The sequence below is a fragment of the Halosimplex halobium genome (assembly GCF_051414055.1).
Taxonomy (GTDB): Archaea; Halobacteriota; Halobacteria; order Halobacteriales; family Haloarculaceae; genus Halosimplex; species Halosimplex halobium.
The window spans coordinates 122,490-137,475 of the sequence record NZ_JBLKNX010000007.1 but is presented as its reverse complement, the minus strand read 5'-3'; the positions used below and the strand labels follow the sequence as shown (position 1 = coordinate 137,475).

At 61.3% G+C, this 14,986-nt stretch carries 14 protein-coding genes; 2 read left to right on the top strand and 12 right to left on the bottom strand.

The features are described from left to right. Positions 1-54 precede the first annotated feature (54 nt). The 5 genes from ACMGFG_RS09225 to ACMGFG_RS09205 all read right to left on the bottom strand — a co-directional run bounded on the left by ACMGFG_RS09225 (position 55) and on the right by ACMGFG_RS09205 (position 4,253). The gene (locus tag ACMGFG_RS09225; RefSeq protein ID WP_436930050.1) at positions 55-504 is read right to left on the bottom strand and encodes an HVO_A0114 family putative DNA-binding protein; all 450 of its coding nucleotides are present in this window, start codon (positions 502-504) and stop codon (positions 55-57) included. A gap of 182 nt (positions 505-686) precedes the next feature. Next, complete coding sequence (locus ACMGFG_RS09220; protein WP_436930049.1) at positions 687-1,649, bottom strand: NAD-dependent epimerase/dehydratase family protein; 963 nt, start codon at positions 1,647-1,649, stop codon at positions 687-689. Positions 1,650-1,812: 163 nt separating this feature from the next. Further along, entirely contained in the window at positions 1,813-2,094 is a 282-nt protein-coding gene (locus ACMGFG_RS09215) for a DUF433 domain-containing protein (RefSeq protein ID WP_436930048.1), read from the bottom strand. A 23-nt stretch (positions 2,095-2,117) separates the two neighbouring features. Beyond that, positions 2,118-3,065, bottom strand: a complete 948-nt coding sequence (locus ACMGFG_RS09210; protein WP_436930047.1) for an NAD-dependent epimerase/dehydratase family protein — start codon at positions 3,063-3,065, stop codon at positions 2,118-2,120. A 3-nt stretch (positions 3,066-3,068) separates the two neighbouring features. Then, positions 3,069-4,253: an NAD-dependent epimerase/dehydratase family protein gene (locus ACMGFG_RS09205; protein WP_436930046.1), complete on the bottom strand. Its 1,185-nt coding sequence runs from the start codon at positions 4,251-4,253 to the stop codon at positions 3,069-3,071. A 292-nt stretch (positions 4,254-4,545) separates the two neighbouring features. On the opposite strand from ACMGFG_RS09205, the gene ACMGFG_RS09200 reads away from it, so the two are divergent. Beyond that, positions 4,546-6,075 carry an ArnT family glycosyltransferase gene (locus tag ACMGFG_RS09200; RefSeq protein WP_436930045.1) on the top strand — a complete coding sequence of 510 codons (1,530 nt, stop codon included), beginning with the start codon at positions 4,546-4,548 and terminating at the stop codon, positions 6,073-6,075. 4 nt (positions 6,076-6,079) lie between these two features. On the opposite strand, the gene ACMGFG_RS09195 is transcribed toward ACMGFG_RS09200, so the two are convergent. From ACMGFG_RS09195 to ACMGFG_RS09170, 6 genes are all read right to left on the bottom strand, one after another. Further along, positions 6,080-7,534 carry a sulfatase family protein gene (locus tag ACMGFG_RS09195; RefSeq protein WP_436930044.1) on the bottom strand — a complete coding sequence of 485 codons (1,455 nt, stop codon included), beginning with the start codon at positions 7,532-7,534 and terminating at the stop codon, positions 6,080-6,082. Then, positions 7,531-7,659: a hypothetical protein gene (locus ACMGFG_RS09190; protein ID WP_436930043.1), complete on the bottom strand. Its 129-nt coding sequence runs from the start codon at positions 7,657-7,659 to the stop codon at positions 7,531-7,533. The genes ACMGFG_RS09195 and ACMGFG_RS09190 overlap by 4 nt, the downstream gene beginning before the upstream one ends. Before the next feature lie 70 nt (positions 7,660-7,729). Then, a complete protein-coding gene (locus ACMGFG_RS09185; protein WP_436930042.1) occupies positions 7,730-8,905 on the bottom strand; it encodes a hypothetical protein in 1,176 nt (391 codons plus the stop codon). A 76-nt stretch (positions 8,906-8,981) separates the two neighbouring features. Next, positions 8,982-10,112, bottom strand: a complete 1,131-nt coding sequence (locus tag ACMGFG_RS09180) for a glycosyltransferase (protein WP_436930041.1) — start codon at positions 10,110-10,112, stop codon at positions 8,982-8,984. Positions 10,113-10,237: 125 nt separating this feature from the next. Continuing rightward, complete coding sequence (locus tag ACMGFG_RS09175) at positions 10,238-11,344, bottom strand: glycosyltransferase family 4 protein (RefSeq protein WP_436930040.1); 1,107 nt, start codon at positions 11,342-11,344, stop codon at positions 10,238-10,240. Between the two features lie 151 nt (positions 11,345-11,495). Continuing rightward, the gene (locus ACMGFG_RS09170) at positions 11,496-12,200 is read right to left on the bottom strand and encodes a class I SAM-dependent methyltransferase (RefSeq protein WP_436930039.1); all 705 of its coding nucleotides are present in this window, start codon (positions 12,198-12,200) and stop codon (positions 11,496-11,498) included. Between the two features lie 313 nt (positions 12,201-12,513). On the opposite strand from ACMGFG_RS09170, the gene ACMGFG_RS09165 reads away from it, so the two are divergent. After that, complete coding sequence (locus ACMGFG_RS09165; RefSeq protein WP_436930038.1) at positions 12,514-13,617, top strand: glycosyltransferase family 4 protein; 1,104 nt, start codon at positions 12,514-12,516, stop codon at positions 13,615-13,617. A gap of 4 nt (positions 13,618-13,621) precedes the next feature. On the opposite strand, the gene ACMGFG_RS09160 is transcribed toward ACMGFG_RS09165, so the two are convergent. Continuing rightward, complete coding sequence (locus ACMGFG_RS09160; RefSeq protein ID WP_436930037.1) at positions 13,622-14,986, bottom strand: sulfatase; 1,365 nt, start codon at positions 14,984-14,986, stop codon at positions 13,622-13,624.

Genomic DNA, 14,986 nt, shown 5'->3' with positions numbered 1-14,986 from the left:
CGAGGGTCTACCAGTAAGCTAACCGTAGATCTGTTGAGGAAGATCGACGACATCTCACGGCGCAGCGGCCGTCGTATCGTCGGCGTCCGGATCGACCGGGAGATTGATCACGACTTCGTCGAACCAGACGACCGGACGCTTGCTCTGGCCTTCCTCTTCGAAGAAGACGATGCCGAGTCGTGCTAACCGAGTGAGTTCCTCGTGCACGTTCTTCACGTCCCGGTCGACGACTCTCGCGGCCTCGTTGATACTGGACGGCTCCTCTCGACGGATCGCCTCGACGAGTTCGAGGACACGAGGCGTGAGCGTCGTCATGAGATCGTCGTAGCTCGTGAACGAGAGCGTCGGAGTGGAATCGGCCGCATCTCCTAATTCGAGCGCCTCGATATCGTCGGTCACGTCGCTATGGAACTCCGCAGACGGTTTTACAGTCACGACGAGGGTCGACGCGGCTCGAAGCTGTTCGCGTTCCATCGGATGCAGCGGTGGCGTAGTGTCGTCCATTGGGATCACCGTGATATTGGCCTCATTCGACCTTGAACGCGGATTTCGGCATCTCGTTCCAGAACCGTTCCCAGAGTTCGACCCCTCATTGGTACGGGTACCAATGCAATAGTTGTATTGGTCGAAGAACCAATGCAATCACCAGACAACCGACAATCGACGAAAGGGCCGGAAGAGTGTCTCTATGTCCGGAACAGTTCCCGGATGCTCTCTTCGACGGAGTGCTCGACGGTCCAGCCCAGCTCTTCCCGGGCGCGGGTCGTGTCCACCTCGAACTCGCTGACGAGCGTCTCGTCGCGCGGGTTCTCCAGCAGTTCGATCTCCGGTTCGAAGTCGATCTCCTCGGCGGCGATATCCCGGACGATCTCCGCGACGGTCGTGATGCCGGGGTCCTCGTTACTGGCGATTTCGTACTTCTCGACGCCCTTCTCGCCGGCGGCGAGCTGGTCGTCGAGCCGCTCGGCGCTCCGGACGTACGCGCGGGCCACGTCCTTGACGTGGACGTAGTTGCGCGCCTGGTCGCCGGGCTCGTAGACGGTCAGGTTCTCGCCGTCCTTCGCGCGGCCGACGAAGAAGTTGATGACCGTCCCCTTCGAGACGATGTCTCCCTCGATCTCGTGCTCTCCATACAGATTCGACTTGAGGAAGAGATGGGCCGGGAACGCGCCGTCGGCGAACGACTCGATGGCGCGCTCGTTGAGGAGTTTCGACCGGCCGTACCAGTTCATCGGGTCGCGGGGGTGGTCGACGGTGATCGGGAACTCGACAGGGTCGCCCAGCACGGCCATCGAGTACGGGAAGACGAGCGCCGCGCCGCTCTTCCGGCAGTACCACGCGACGTTGTTCGTCCCCTGGACGTTGACCTCGTAGGTCAGGTCCTGCTTCTCCTCGCAGTCGTCGACGCCGGAGATGGCGGCGAGGTGCATCACGATGTCCGCACCGTCGAGCGCGTCCTCCAGCCGGTCGCGGTTGCGCACGTCGACGTGCTCGACGGTCACGTCCCCGATCTCCCGCACGTCGCCGAGGTAGAAGTTGTCGAGCGCGGTGATCTCCCAGTCGGGGTGGGCCTGCTGTAGTTCGTGAACGACGCGACTGCCGATGAATCCTGCCGCGCCTGTGACGGCGACGGTGCGTTGGTCTGTCATAGTTCGTAGATTTCGGTATTGGATCGCAGGTGAGTCGTGAACGGTCGTCGAAAGTCGACGAACGGAACGGTCACGTTACGCCTTGTTGAACACGACGTAATTCCCCGTACGCGGCCTTGTTCGGGATGTCGCACGGTCGAACCAGTGGGACAGGTGGTGCGAGTCATCCCCCATCCCCCCGATCGGGAGAAATAGCCCGTTCACGGAGTTTCGCTTCGAGACGGTCGTTACGCTCGCGAAGCGCGGCCATCTTGTCCGGGTTGTCGTAGTAATACGCGAGTGCGGTGTGGACTTCCGCGAGCGAGATTCCCAGCTGATCCGCAGTGTGCTCCGGGGAGTAGCCAGCGTCCAGCACCATCTCCGCGATCTGCAGGACCGAAATACGGTGTCCCGCCAGCCGCGGCTTCCCGCCGAGGACACCGTCGGTTCGGACGATTTCGGCCATGTGTCAGATCCGAGTTCCGCTCGTCATAAACCTGCCTTCGCTTCCGAGTCCCGGAACCGGGCGGCCAGGTCGCGGACGCCCTCGCGGAGGGAGTGGTCGGTCTCGAAGCCCGTGCCGTCCAGCCGGTCGAAGTTGACGTGGTAGGAGGGGCCGGGGTGTTCGTCCTCGAGGTAGGTGATGTCGACGGGGCCGACCTCGTCGCGGACGACCTCGGCGATCTCCTCGATGCGGTAGTTGCCGTCGTTCGAGCCGACGTTGTAGACGCGCTCGTCCCACGCGCCGGGCTGGCAGACGGCGTGTTTGTAGGCGCGGGCGGCGTCGTCGACGTGGACGAACGGCCGCCAGTTCGACCCGTCGCCGTAGACGGTCAGCGGCCGGCCCGTCACCGCGCGGAAGACGAAGTGGTTGACGACGAGGTTGAACCGGACCGCCGGCGAGTAGCCGTAGTTGGTGGCCACCCGCAGGGCGGTGCCGGTCATGTCGTACTCCGCGCAGTAGTCGGCGAGAAGGTCCTCCGACTGGTACTTCGTCTCGGCGTAGGGGTTGATCGGGTCGGGGTCGACCGTCTCGTCGATGTCCGTGCTCGTCGCCCGGCCGTAGATGTTACACGAGGAGGCGAAGACGACGTGGTCGACGCCGAGTTTGCCCGCGGCAGTCAGGACGTTCTCGGTGCCGTCGTAGTTGACGGCGAAGGTCTCGTCGCGGCGGTCGTGCGTGCTCGCCGCGCCCGTGATGGCCGCGAGGTGCACCACTCGATCGACATCGCGCATCGCGCTCTCGACGTCGCCGTACTCGCGTACGTCGCCCCGGCGGAAGTCCAGCCCGTCGTCGAAACAGCCGAACAGGGCCCGGGGCGACCCGGAGACGAGGCTGTCGAGGACGACCACGCGGTCGACCGCGTCGTCGGCCTGGAGTTTCGGGACGAGGTGGCTGCCGATGTAGCCACACCCGCCGGTGACGAGCACGTCCACGGCTTACTCCTCGGGCTCCCAGTCGTCGAGGACGCCCGGGAGGAACCGGTCCTCATGGGCCTCGATGGTGTCGGCGTGGGCGGTCAGGGTCTCGAACACGTCGCGGATGCCGCCCTCGAACTCCTGGGCCTGGCCGCCGATGAGGTCCGCGTAGCGGTCGTTCTCGATCTCCATCTTGTGGGTCTCGTCCTCGTCACGCGGGTTCTCGAAGTGCTCGACGGCCACGTCGAGGTCGAACTCGTCGCCGACGCCCGCGATGGTCTCGGCGATCTCGACGATGGAGATGGCGCGGGTGACCTGGTTGTAGACGGTCAGGTCGTCCGGGCGCTCCCCGTGGTCCTGCAGGGCGAGGTTCGCGAGGCCCTCGACGGCGTCCTCCAGCGAGATGAACGGCTTGCGCTGTTCGCCCTTGCCGTAGACGGTGACGGGGTAGCCCGCGACGGCCTGGGCGGCGAAGCGGTGCGCGACGGTCCCGAAGTAGTAGTCGAAGTCGAACCGCGTCTTCAGGCGGGCGTCCTCGCGGGTCTCCTCGGTCTCGGTGCCGTAGGTGATGGCCGTGCGCACGTCCGAGATGGGGATGTCGAACTGCTGGTGGGCCAGCCGCATGTTCGCGGCGTCGTGGCTCTTGGTGAGGTGGTACCACGAGCCCGCCATCGCCGGGAACGGCACCTCGTCGCGCTCGCCGTCGTTCTCCATCACGGCGCCGCCCTCGGGGATGGGGAACTCGGGCGCGCCGTAGACGCCCGTGGTCGTCGTCTCGATGAAGTGGGTATCGTTGAGGTCGTGTTCGTCCAGCCCCCACAGCAGGTTCCGCGTCGCCTGCATGTTGTTGTGCTGGGTGTAGTTGGCCCGCTCGCCGTTGATCTGCGAGTACGGCGCGGACGGTTGAGCGGCCGCGTGGACCACCACGTCGGGTTCGTGCACTGCCAGCAGTTCGTCGACGAACGACTTCTCGACGAGGTCGCCCTCGACGAAGGACATGTTGCCGATGCCGAACACGTCCTCGACCGCGTCGAGGCGCTGGTCGATGCCCGCGATGGGCGTCGCGCTCTTCGATCCGACCTCCTCGACCCACTCGCGGCGGGCGAAGTTGTCGACGAGCAGCACGCGGTCGTCCGTCCGGTTCGCGATGCGCAGGGCGGTCGGCCAGCCGATGTAGCCATCGGCGCCGGTGACGAGGATCGTCATGAGTTACTCAGATTGTGAGTAACTCCGAGCGGTTAAATATCTTTTCGTAAGGTGATATCGATGCGCACCAGCACGGGGCGGAGCGCCACGATTATGTCGATAGCGGGCTGACGGACGCTGGAATGCAACACCCGTGCGTGGCCCGGATAGACTCTCCGGACATGGAACGCCACTTGCCATGGCGATGCGATGAGTCGCGAACAGGCTGCGACGGGCTCACGGGGCGGTGTCGACCTCTGAGGATCTCCGGCGAAATACGGGAAATCCGTCCCGGTCGTGGTGAGAATATTCAATGAGCAGCGATGAAGCGCCCAGTGACGGTACAGGCAGGCACGCGTTCTTCGAAGAAATACTCGGCTCTCGAGGGCTCGATACTCGACGGTTCGTCTGTCTCGTCTGCCTCGCTCCGGCCGTTGCGCTACTCCCCCTGCTCACAGCGAAGATCCCTGTAACGATCCACGGCGCGCGTGAAATCGCGGGCTACTTTCAGGCCCTCGGATTCGTCCGGACCGGACTCGAATCGTACCTGTACCTGACCCCGGAGGAGAGTTTCAGTGCGCTTCACCTCCACAGTCTGTTGAGTGCGCCGCTGGTCGCAGCTGGGTATCACGAAGGGGGACGATTGATCTCGTTGCTGGCTGCGGTCGGGGCTGCCGGCTGCGTGGCACTGATCGCGAGACAGCTTGCCGGCGACCGGGCGATGGTCCTCGCGCCCGCCGTTCTGTGGGCGAATCCCGCCTTTGTACGACATGCCTGGGTATTCGAACCAGATTCGTTGAGTATCGCCCTCACCTGTGCGACGGTCTACTGTGCACTGGAATACGTCCAGACGAACCGGGAGCCGTGGTTCGCCGGTACAGCGGTACTACTCGTGCTCGGTATCACGAATCACATGTGGGAAGCGACCGTTGCGCTCCCGGTCGTCGTCTTGCTGGCCACTGCGGGAAAGATACGCCGAGCAGCCGGGCTCGGACTCCTCGCGGGGACGGCGATACTGGGCGTCCTCTACGTGACAGGCCTCCAGCCAGAAGGCCCGAGTTCGCTCACTGTACACGGGACACAGACAGTCGGGATTCAGGTGTTTGTGTCGTCGGATTTCTGGCTCGCCCATCTCGACCTCTATCAGGGACTACCGGTGCCATACGGCGTCGCACTCACGATACTTCTCCCGGTAAGCGTTCTCGCCTGTGGCGGGTGGCTGTACCGTGCCGTGATGACCGGATCGCGACGCGCGTATCTGCTCGCATCCTGGACGGCTAGTGGGCTCGCGATCCCGGTCTTGCTCGCTCACGGATACCTCATCCACTACTACTACCTGTGGGGGTTGTTCGCCCCCGTCGCGGTCACGGTCGCCGTCTGCTGTACCGAACTCCGGCCGGCATGGGATCTCGGAGATTGGCTACCGACACGCGACCGGACTGTCCGTATCATCGCACTCAGTCTCGTGACGATGTCGATGCTATATGCGGTCGTATTTCAGGTAGGTGCACTCGGCGGGAGTGGTGCTCCAGTCGTCCAGCACGTAGAGGGAGAGCGCACCGAGAATCCCGAAGCGACACGAGCGGGACGACAATTGGCGGAATATTCGATCGATGCGGACGACCTCGTGTTCGTCGGTGACTGGGAGACGGATTTCACTCGCTCTGCGGGTCGAGTGGCGGTGTACAGCGACGTACTGTTCAGGGAACGGAATATGCGTGATTCCGGAGGTGTGCAGTATCGGCCAGAACTGCCGAAGGATACCTGTACAAGCCAGATCGCGGCTGGAAACGTCGTTGTCTCGCGAGACGATGGAACCATTCGAATAACGGATTGCCGCTAGCCAGTCACTGTAGATAGCCGAGGTCGTCCAGTCGCTGCCGGGTCGCGTCCGACATGGACGGATCGCCGTCGGGATCGGCGTGTCCGAACGAGTCCAGCCACTCGTCGAGTTTCGCCTCGAAATCAGCCACTCGCTCGGGTTCGTCGGCCACCAAGTCGTCGCTCTCACCGGGGTCGATCGCGAGGTGGTAACACTCGCGCGACCCGTCGGATCCGCGTATCAGCTTCCACTCGTCGCCGTGGACGGCGCGCAACGACCGGTCGTACCGGCGCACGTCGTCGGAGAGGCCGCCCACGCGCTCGGCCAGCGCCGCCATCGACGGCTGGGGCGCGAGGTACTCCGCGAAGACGTGGTCTCGCTGCCCGCTGCTGTCGACGAGCAGCGACTCGCCCTGTGCCTGGTCGCGGAACGTCGGCGCGTCCACGTCGGCCGCGTCGAGCAGCGTCGGTGCGAGGTCGGTCAAAGACACCAGCCGCTCGTCGCGGCCCCCGTCGAACGGGCCACCGTGGACGACTAGCGGCACGTGGAGCAGCGTCTCGTAGAGGCAGTACTGGTGGTCCATCAGTCCGTGGTCGCCGATGTTCTCCCCGTGGTCGCCCGTGACGACGAACACCGTGTCTTCCCACTTGCCAGCCGCCGCGAGCGCCTCGCGCAGTTCAGCGATCCGGTCGTCGAGGTAGGCAATCTCGCCGCGGTAGAGGGCGCGCAACGCAGCGAAGTCCACCTCGTCGAGGCCCAGCTCGCCCGCGACGTACGACCACGCATCCTGCGGGACGGCCATCGCCTCCTCGTAACTGGTCCCGTCCGGGAGGAACTGTTCGGTCGTCTCGCGGGGCGGCCGGTACGCCAGATGGGGTTCGAGGTAGTTGACGAACAGGAAGAAGGGACGGTCGTCGCCGCGGTCGGCGAGCCACTCCCGGATCCACCGGTTCGTCCTGCGCGCGCCGCTGTCCTCGCGCTTGCGGAAGAACTGGCCGTAGACCGCGTTGAGTGCGTTGACTAGCGGGTTGCCGTCGAACAGCGACCGGGCGAGCGCCCGGAGTTTCTCCCGCCCCTCGTTGGTGCGCGCGACGGGCCCGAGGTCGGTGTCGGCCTGGAGGTACTGCCAGGTCTTGCGGAAGCGCTCGAACCCCCGGGCGAAGCCGAACTCGTCGCTGATCCACGTGTTGTTCGAGACGGCGACGGTCTCGTAGCCCGCCCCCGCGAACGCCTCGGCCAGCGTCGGGCGGTCGTCGTCGAGGTGTTTGTGGTCGGCGTGAGCACCGTGTTTCGACGGGTAGGTGCCCGTGAATATGGAGGCGTGCGACGGGAGCGTCCACGGCGCCGGCGCGACCGCGCGGTCGAACCGCGTGCCGTCCGCGGCCAGTGATTCGAGCGTCGGCGCGACGGTTTCGTTCTCGGGGAACACGTCCCGGTAGCGGGCCGTATCCATCACCACGACGACGACGTTACGGGTCACTGTTGCTCACCCGTGGCGATGGACATCTCGAACAGCAGCGTGTCGGCGGTGCCAGACTTCGCCAGCCGGACCGGACCGAGCGACTGGGCGCAACCGGCCTTGCGAACGGATGGTCCGGCAGTCATCGTTCGCCATACGTCCGCTCAGCCCCCTAACGATGTCGGTCGGATCGGCACGAGTCGTTCGGCAGCGCGATCAGGAAAGCCGCTCGAACCGCTCGGTGAGGTCGACGCGCTCGGCGACGCCGACACCGGCGAACAGGAAGAGTACCCAGAGGAACATCTGGCGTTGCCTGACGTTCGCCCCGACGTTCGCGTTGACCAACCCGTAGAGCACCGTCCCGACGACGAACGCCGCGATGAGCGCAGTCGTCGTCCGCTTCGAGCGGCGCCAGAGGACCGGGACGCCGAGTATAGCGAAGCCCGCTGCGACGACATTGCCGATAGCCTGGACGAACACAACCACGTCGGCCGCCTGCTCGACCATCCAGGGGAACGGCGTGAACAGGAAGTAAATCGCGCCGACGGGCGCGAACGCGACCGCTTTCGGGATCGTGTCCGGGAGGAACCCGGGGAGATAGACTGTCCGACCCCGGCTCCGGCGGCGGCGCTTGACGACCAGGAAGTCGAGCGCCGACCGAACCATCGGACGGGCGACCGTGAGACCAACCAGAGTGCTGACGCCCGCTGCGACAGCGATTCGAACGCGTGTGAGAACGTCTCGATATCCGACCGCGACGCCAGTTCCGATCGCGAGCGCGTACAGCGGCAGGTTCTCCCACCGGACGATCGATATCACGCCCAGAACTGCCGTACCCGCGACGAGTCGGACGGTCCCACTCGGGAACCACGCGGGCCCGATATCGTTCGGAATCCACGCAGGGACGGACACGGCACCACTCAGCAACACCGTCGCCCAGACGAGCCCTGCGAGGACGAACGATTCCCTGAGGATGGTACTGTGAATGAAGACAAAACTCGGATAACAGATTAGAGGGAGCGTAGGAACGATGCCAGCCTTGCGAGAGTGAAGCGCACTGGTGAGACGATACAGTCCGTAGACGGCGAATGCCCCGAGAAGGGCGACGAACACCCGCCCGTACAGTCGGTTGGGTCCTGGCAACAGCCACAGCGGCGAGAGAAAGAACCCCCAGAGTGTGACGATCCGGTTCGGATCCGTCGGGATCACCGGGATCTGTCCCGCGGCTAGCGTTGCGGCAGTCTCGGCGGCACTAACGGCGAACCGGTCCGCATCTGCCTTCGCATACGGGTTCAGTGCTGTGAGGCTGGTCGCCGCCACACCGACAAGGCGCGTTGCAAGGGCTCCGAAGAAGACGAGCCCGCCGACACCGAGTCGTCGCCCATCGTTCATCGTTTCCGAGACGTGTGTCGGCCGACAAAACGATTCTGGCCCGCACCGACGCTCGGTCCGGAAACGAGACCTCTACTCACTGAACGCTCCGTTGCCTGGAACAGAGCGACTCGTAGAGCTGAAGATGGGCTTCGATGGTCGTTTCGATGTCGAACTCGTCTTTGACCCGCTGGTGACCTGCACGACCGAAGGCCGCCTGGCGGTCGGCGTCCGCGAGTTCACACATCGCCGACGCGAGTGCGTCCGGGGCCTCGGGTGGAACAAGTCGTCCTGTCTCCCCGTCGACGACGACCTCGTCCACGCCGGGAATGTCCGTCGCAACCACCGGAAGCCTCGCAGCCATCGCCTCAAGATGGGCGATCGGGAGTCCCTCGAATACTGACGAGGAGACGAACACGTCGGCCAGCGCATAGTATTCGTGGACCGACGGGACACGTCCGGTAACAGTCACGACATCGTCGAGCCCGCGCTGACGAACCCGATCACGGAGTTGACCCTCTTGAGGCCCCCAGCCGACGATGAACAGCCGGGCGTTTGGCTCCTGATCGACGACAGCAGCCATCGCGTCCACGAGTGTCTCCTGATCTTTCGCTGGAACGTACCGCGAGATGTTGAGATAGACCGTTGCGTTGTCGTCGATGTCGACAGTCAGCGATTCGGGATCCGCCGCTTCGACTGCCGATCCGAAGGCCTCGACATCGATGCCGTTGTAGATCGTACACCACCCGTCGTCGAGTGCTCCGTTGAACCGGTGCGCCGCATCGCGAAACGCTCGCTCTACCCCGGTCGAGACCGCGACCGTCGCGTCGTCGAGCGGCCGCGTCGCCCGTTCGAGCGACCGGGTGATCGGGTGGTAATTCTCGGGGACGTTGTGCTGGGTGCTGACGACTACGTCGATGCCCGAGAGGCGGGCCGCAACCCGACCGACTGTCTGGGAGTACGGAAGGTGGGCGTGCAGGATATCAAAGTCGTTGCTCCGGAGGAATCGGAGGAGTCGCCACAGCGCCCGCGGGTCGAACTTGAACGTCGCTTCCAAGTCGACGATTGTCGCGCCAGCGTCTTTCAGGTCCGTGACGAGCGTATCGTCGCCTTCGAGATAGCAGACGGTGAAGGAGATGTCCGGGTCGTCGATGGTGCGCACGATATCGAGCAAGAGCGTGGGCGCACCGCCCGGCGCGAGCTGGTTGATCAGGTAGCAGACATCCATCCAGCGGACTCTCGTCCGTCGAAAGTATATAACCACCCGAATTATCCACCGGTTTCGGTGATCTCGGCTCAGGCCGGGGAGTCATAGTCAATCAGTCGTCGGCCCTCTGCCGTTGGCCGCTCCCGTCAGGACTCGGCGGCACGACGGATCACACGGGCGTACTGTTCAGCGACACGTTCGATCGAGAGGTTCTCGCGGACGTACTTCCCGGCCGTTCGACCCAGCTCCCGTCGGAATGCCACGTCGTCGTGCAGTCGCTCCACGAAGCCGACGAGCCGGTCGTGGTCACCGCGGGCGAACCCGTTGATGTCCGGGGAGACGAACCGCGACGGGTCGACGTCGAGACTGACGACGGGCGTGTCGAACCGCCACGCTTCGAGGAAGGTGTTCGGGAACCCCTCGTGGGCGGACGTGTTCACGAGCGCGATCGCGTCCCGGAAGTACCGGTGGATCTCCTCGGGGTCGACGACGCCGAGATCGTTCACGTTCTCCAGATCCGCGGCCCGCTGGCGAACTCGCCTCGAGTAGTCGGCGTCGAGTCCGTCGGGACCGGCGATGCGGAACTCCGTATCGGGCAAACGCTCGGCCAGGTCGAGATACAGGTGCGGTCGTTTCTGTGATCCGTCGAGGCGACCGACCCACAGGAAGTACTCGCGGTCGTCGTGCGGAACCCGGTCGGTGATCGGCGGATAACCGTTCGGGACGACCGTCGATTCGACGCCGAATCGTTCGGCGAGGAAGGTAGCCTGTCGGTCGGTCTGGGCGATAATCCCATCACACTTCTTGAGCGTTCGTTCGAAGAGCCAGCGAGCCGGTGACGGGAGCGCGTCCGGACCATCAGTCACGTTCGAGTCGTTCGCGAGGTTGTACACCATCCGTTTCCGGAGCACTCGAGCGAGCAGGTAGACGAGGGTTGCTTTCCACGGCCGACCCCTGTAGACGTAGATGTCCGCGTCCGCCCGGCGCATGGCAGCTAGCAGTTTCGCGAGTTCGACCGGCTGTCGGAGGGCCGCCGACTCCGGGTCGGGACGATACGATCGGTGTAACACGACGCCGTCGCGGACTTCCCGCTCGGGCTGGCCGTAGTCGCCGACGACAAAGTGGACGTCGAAGTCAGCGGTCAGCTCTCGAGCGAGGAGGGAAAGCTGTCGCTGTGCGCCCCCTCCGAAAGTGTCGGTGTCTGGGACGAAGTACCCGTAGGCAGCGAGCGAAACGAAGCAGATCCGTGTCATCGGTCGGTGATCCTGTGGCGCCGTTTCCCTTCGTACTCGATACTCGAACGACTACCCGTGCGTTTGCATCTAGTGAGGGAGGTATCAACGTACTGGCTCCGGTCCGTCCTCGACCCAGATTCTGTGGCCACGACAGATCCTCGCTGGCCAGTTACGACCGACGCGGCTCCCGACACGTGTACTCTGCGTGGGGGTAGACGAGTTCTAGGATCCAGCCAAACACCGGGACACGGGCCAGCAACTCGAGGATCGGGGCTGCTCTCCCGACTATCCGACCCGACGGACTCGTCTCGTAGCCTTCGACTGACTTCTCGCCCGTGAATACAGCCCTATGTTGGCGCTTGTGTCGGAACGTGGCATACTCGACGTTCTCGAAACTCTCGTGAAGCAATCGTCTGGCTCGGATCGGTGAGAGATTGAAAACGCTCCGTTCGTAGTATCGAGCAGTCTCCCTGTCGAGTAGAGCCGGCGCGAGAGCGAGTGCGACGCTCCGGGGCAGATACGAGTACCACCCTGGCGGACTGTGCGGGCGGTCCGGAAACAGGCGATTCGGGAAATTCACGTACAGCGTCCCGTCCGGTCGGAGGACCCGGCTCATCTCTCTGACGAGAGCTCGTTTGTCGGGAAGGTGTTCTAATACCTGCGTACAGACCACGTAATCGAACGTGTCCGAAGCGAATGGGAGTCGACAGCCATCGGCCAATGCGAACTGGACGTCGTCGACCTGCGGGTCGAGTTCGATATCGATCCCGTAGACATCGCACGGGAGTCCAGTCACCGTCCGCCCGTGCTTGGTCCCGACATCGAGTAACCGATCGCCCGCAGCGACACGGGATCTCAACAATTCTGTTATCATGTACTAAGTCATGAAACGCTTTGGTCGACAGTGGCACGTCCGGGATAGATTGATACGTTGCAACTCTATCGAGATTCTTCTCGGCCAAAAATTTATTTTCACTCATATGAACTGACCTAGTAAAATGAACTTATTAATTAATACAATACTAAAAACACAACCAACAATTAATTTTTCAGGGGTACTTGCTACGCAAACAGGCTATGGGTCTTAGAGACGGTTAGCACTACATTTATTATCGCCCTCCATCTAATCTACAACTGATTTGTTATATTATCTTTCAAACGCGGATATTCCAGGGAAGAGAGCCCATATGATCCAACAGATGCACATGTGTCAATCTTTCTCAAAGTGCGGTGTTGATGTGGCTTTCGTTCATCCAAGCCATGGTCAGTTGCAGAACCAAGTAACGTGGGATGATATAGCGCCATATTACGGTCTTTCCGAACCATTTGATATTATCACTATTCCGTCTCTTCAGAATCGTTTCTCGGAAGTTCCACAAATAGGACCACTCTCAATGATGGGTTCAATGACCGCTTGGGGCATCTATCGCTTGTTACTTGGCGATATTGACGGAACAGACACGGTTTATGGGCGAAACTACTATGGTATGTTCTTTATTAATGAAATTAAAGAACTTTTGCCAAAATCGAAACGTCCAACCCTCATCTTTGAGCACCATCATGATATCTCCGCACATTTCAAACAACGATTCTTCGGAGATCTTGACGGTCTTGTTTGTATAACTGATGCACTGAAACAGCGTGATCAGGATCTGTACGGGATACCGGATCAAAAGTGTCTAGTCGCGCCAGATGGAGTTGATCTCAGTCCTTATGAGTCGTTGAGTAAAGCTGCTGCGAGACGCGAAATCGGTATGTCGCAACATGAACAAGTTGTGATGTACACTGGACATCTATATCGGGGCAAAGGTGTTGAAGAACTCATTCGTGCCGCCCCCGATATTGATGCAACAGTCTATATTGTCGGAGGATATCAAGAAGACATTGAACGACTTGAAAGTATCGCTAACGGAGCGGCTAACGTCGTATTCACAGGGTTTGTTGAACCGGCGAAAATTCCGCTATATCAGACAGCCGCGGATATCCTCATTGCACCGTACACGTCGGATGCGCGGGACTTTCTATCCCCACTGAAACTGTTCGAATACATGGCTGCCGGACGACCGATTGTCGCAAGTGATCTCAATGTCCTCGGTGAAGTGCTCACCAACGGCGAGAACGCGCTACTTGTGCCGCCTGGCGATTCAGTAGCGCTGGCTGATGCGATCAGGTTAGTACTCAGTGACGACGACCTGTATCGTTCACTCGCGGAGAGTGTCCAACGTAACGTTACACAGTATACGTGGACTCAGCGAGCAAAAAATATCGTGTCGTTCATCGATGCTCTCTGAGTGACTATTCTACGTATCCGAGGTCACGTAGTCGCCGACGTGCCGCTTCGGATTCGATTGGAACCGAGTAGTCGAGGTCAGCGTCCTGAACAACCTCGTGGATGACTGTTTCCAGTTTGCTCGCGTCTATCACTGACGTATCAGCCAGGGGTTCTCTTTCCGCTGGATCCGTCGATAAGTCGTAGTACTCGTTGGCTTTCCCATCGCCATTCGACCACATCTGAATGAGTTTGTGATCCCCTTGCCTGGCGGCCGCGGCTTTGTCGTTTTCGCGAATTGAGCCGACAGACACAACATCACGGTCGGGGCCGTCAAACAGTGATCGACCCTCGAAACTCGATTCGTGTTCATCATGGAACTCTAGTACTGTAGGTCCGATATCGATTAGCTCTCTGAGACTTTCCCGTGTTCCGGATCTACCGTCTGTAGTTCGGACGAACAGCGGGACGTGGATCAGTTCCTCGTAAGGGAGGTTCCGGTGAAACGCTTCCCCGTGATCGTAGAACTCTTCTCCGTGGTCTGCCGTCAGAATCAGGTTCGTTTCCTCCCAAATTCCCTCGTCACGTAATAACCGAAAGAAGCGGTCGATCTGCTTGCCTGTGTAACGAAGTTCGGAGTCGTAGAGGTCAACGAGGTATTTCCACTCTTCGTCTGTCACGTCAGAAGTGTTCTCCCCAACTTTTGCCATCAAGCGACGCAACCGGTCTGTTGATGGCTTTTTTTCGACGTATTCCGGTTCTGGGGGATGAAGACCATACGGTCGATGGGGGTCCATATAGTGCATCCAAAGAAAAAATTCCGTCCCGGCATGTTGACGAACCCATTCGATCGCGTCGGTCGTCAACTCTTCCGCGCCAACGTATACGCTGAAGTCATGCATCGACTCAGACGACGACATCGAACCGTGGACGAAACTCGCTAAGCTATGGATACCCGATGACTCTGGGATTCGAGGAGCGACAACTGAGACGAGTCGGTTGTACAATTTTTGTCGTCTCTTCTTGGGAACAGTATTTTCGCTGGAATCGTCCAGCGCTGTGCTATAGTCTTCGTAGGTGTCAAATCCATCAATCTGGTCATATCGTGTCGATATCGCTGTGTTCGAGTGTAATGCAGCTGTCGTGATACCACCGTCTTGGAGTACCGTTGCGATCGTGGGGCCGTTAGTGAGCTCTGTCGAAAACAATCGTTTCGAGGTGAGAAGTGATGGCAGCGACCGGGCTGTGTGTGGCCCATTTGCATACGCATTGGTGTATCGTAGAGCGTCATCCGCAATATCGTCTAAAACGGGCATGGTATTCCGGTAATAGCCGTATTGTGCGAGGTGGTCTGCCCGGAGCGCATCGACAGTGATTAGCACAGTGGGCAT

Excerpts from the sequence above, each read along its gene's own strand:
- ACMGFG_RS09225 (WP_436930050.1), bottom strand. The coding sequence starts at position 504 with ATGGACGACACTACGCCACCGCTGCATCCGATGGAACGCGAACAGCTT.
- ACMGFG_RS09220 (WP_436930049.1), bottom strand. The coding sequence starts at position 1,649 with ATGACAGACCAACGCACCGTCGCCGTCACAGGCGCGGCAGGATTCATC.
- ACMGFG_RS09215 (WP_436930048.1), bottom strand. The coding sequence starts at position 2,094 with ATGGCCGAAATCGTCCGAACCGACGGTGTCCTCGGCGGGAAGCCGCGG.
- ACMGFG_RS09205 (WP_436930046.1), bottom strand. The coding sequence starts at position 4,253 with ATGACGATCCTCGTCACCGGCGCCGATGGCTACATCGGCTGGCCGACC.
- ACMGFG_RS09200 (WP_436930045.1), top strand. The coding sequence starts at position 4,546 with ATGAGCAGCGATGAAGCGCCCAGTGACGGTACAGGCAGGCACGCGTTC.
- ACMGFG_RS09190 (WP_436930043.1), bottom strand. The coding sequence starts at position 7,659 with ATGACTGCCGGACCATCCGTTCGCAAGGCCGGTTGCGCCCAGTCGCTC.
- ACMGFG_RS09185 (WP_436930042.1), bottom strand. The coding sequence starts at position 8,905 with ATGAACGATGGGCGACGACTCGGTGTCGGCGGGCTCGTCTTCTTCGGA.
- ACMGFG_RS09180 (WP_436930041.1), bottom strand. The coding sequence starts at position 10,112 with ATGGATGTCTGCTACCTGATCAACCAGCTCGCGCCGGGCGGTGCGCCC.
- ACMGFG_RS09175 (WP_436930040.1), bottom strand. The coding sequence starts at position 11,344 with ATGACACGGATCTGCTTCGTTTCGCTCGCTGCCTACGGGTACTTCGTC.
- ACMGFG_RS09170 (WP_436930039.1), bottom strand. The coding sequence starts at position 12,200 with ATGATAACAGAATTGTTGAGATCCCGTGTCGCTGCGGGCGATCGGTTA.
- ACMGFG_RS09165 (WP_436930038.1), top strand. The coding sequence starts at position 12,514 with ATGATCCAACAGATGCACATGTGTCAATCTTTCTCAAAGTGCGGTGTT.
- ACMGFG_RS09160 (WP_436930037.1), bottom strand. The coding sequence starts at position 14,986 with ATGCCCACTGTGCTAATCACTGTCGATGCGCTCCGGGCAGACCACCTC.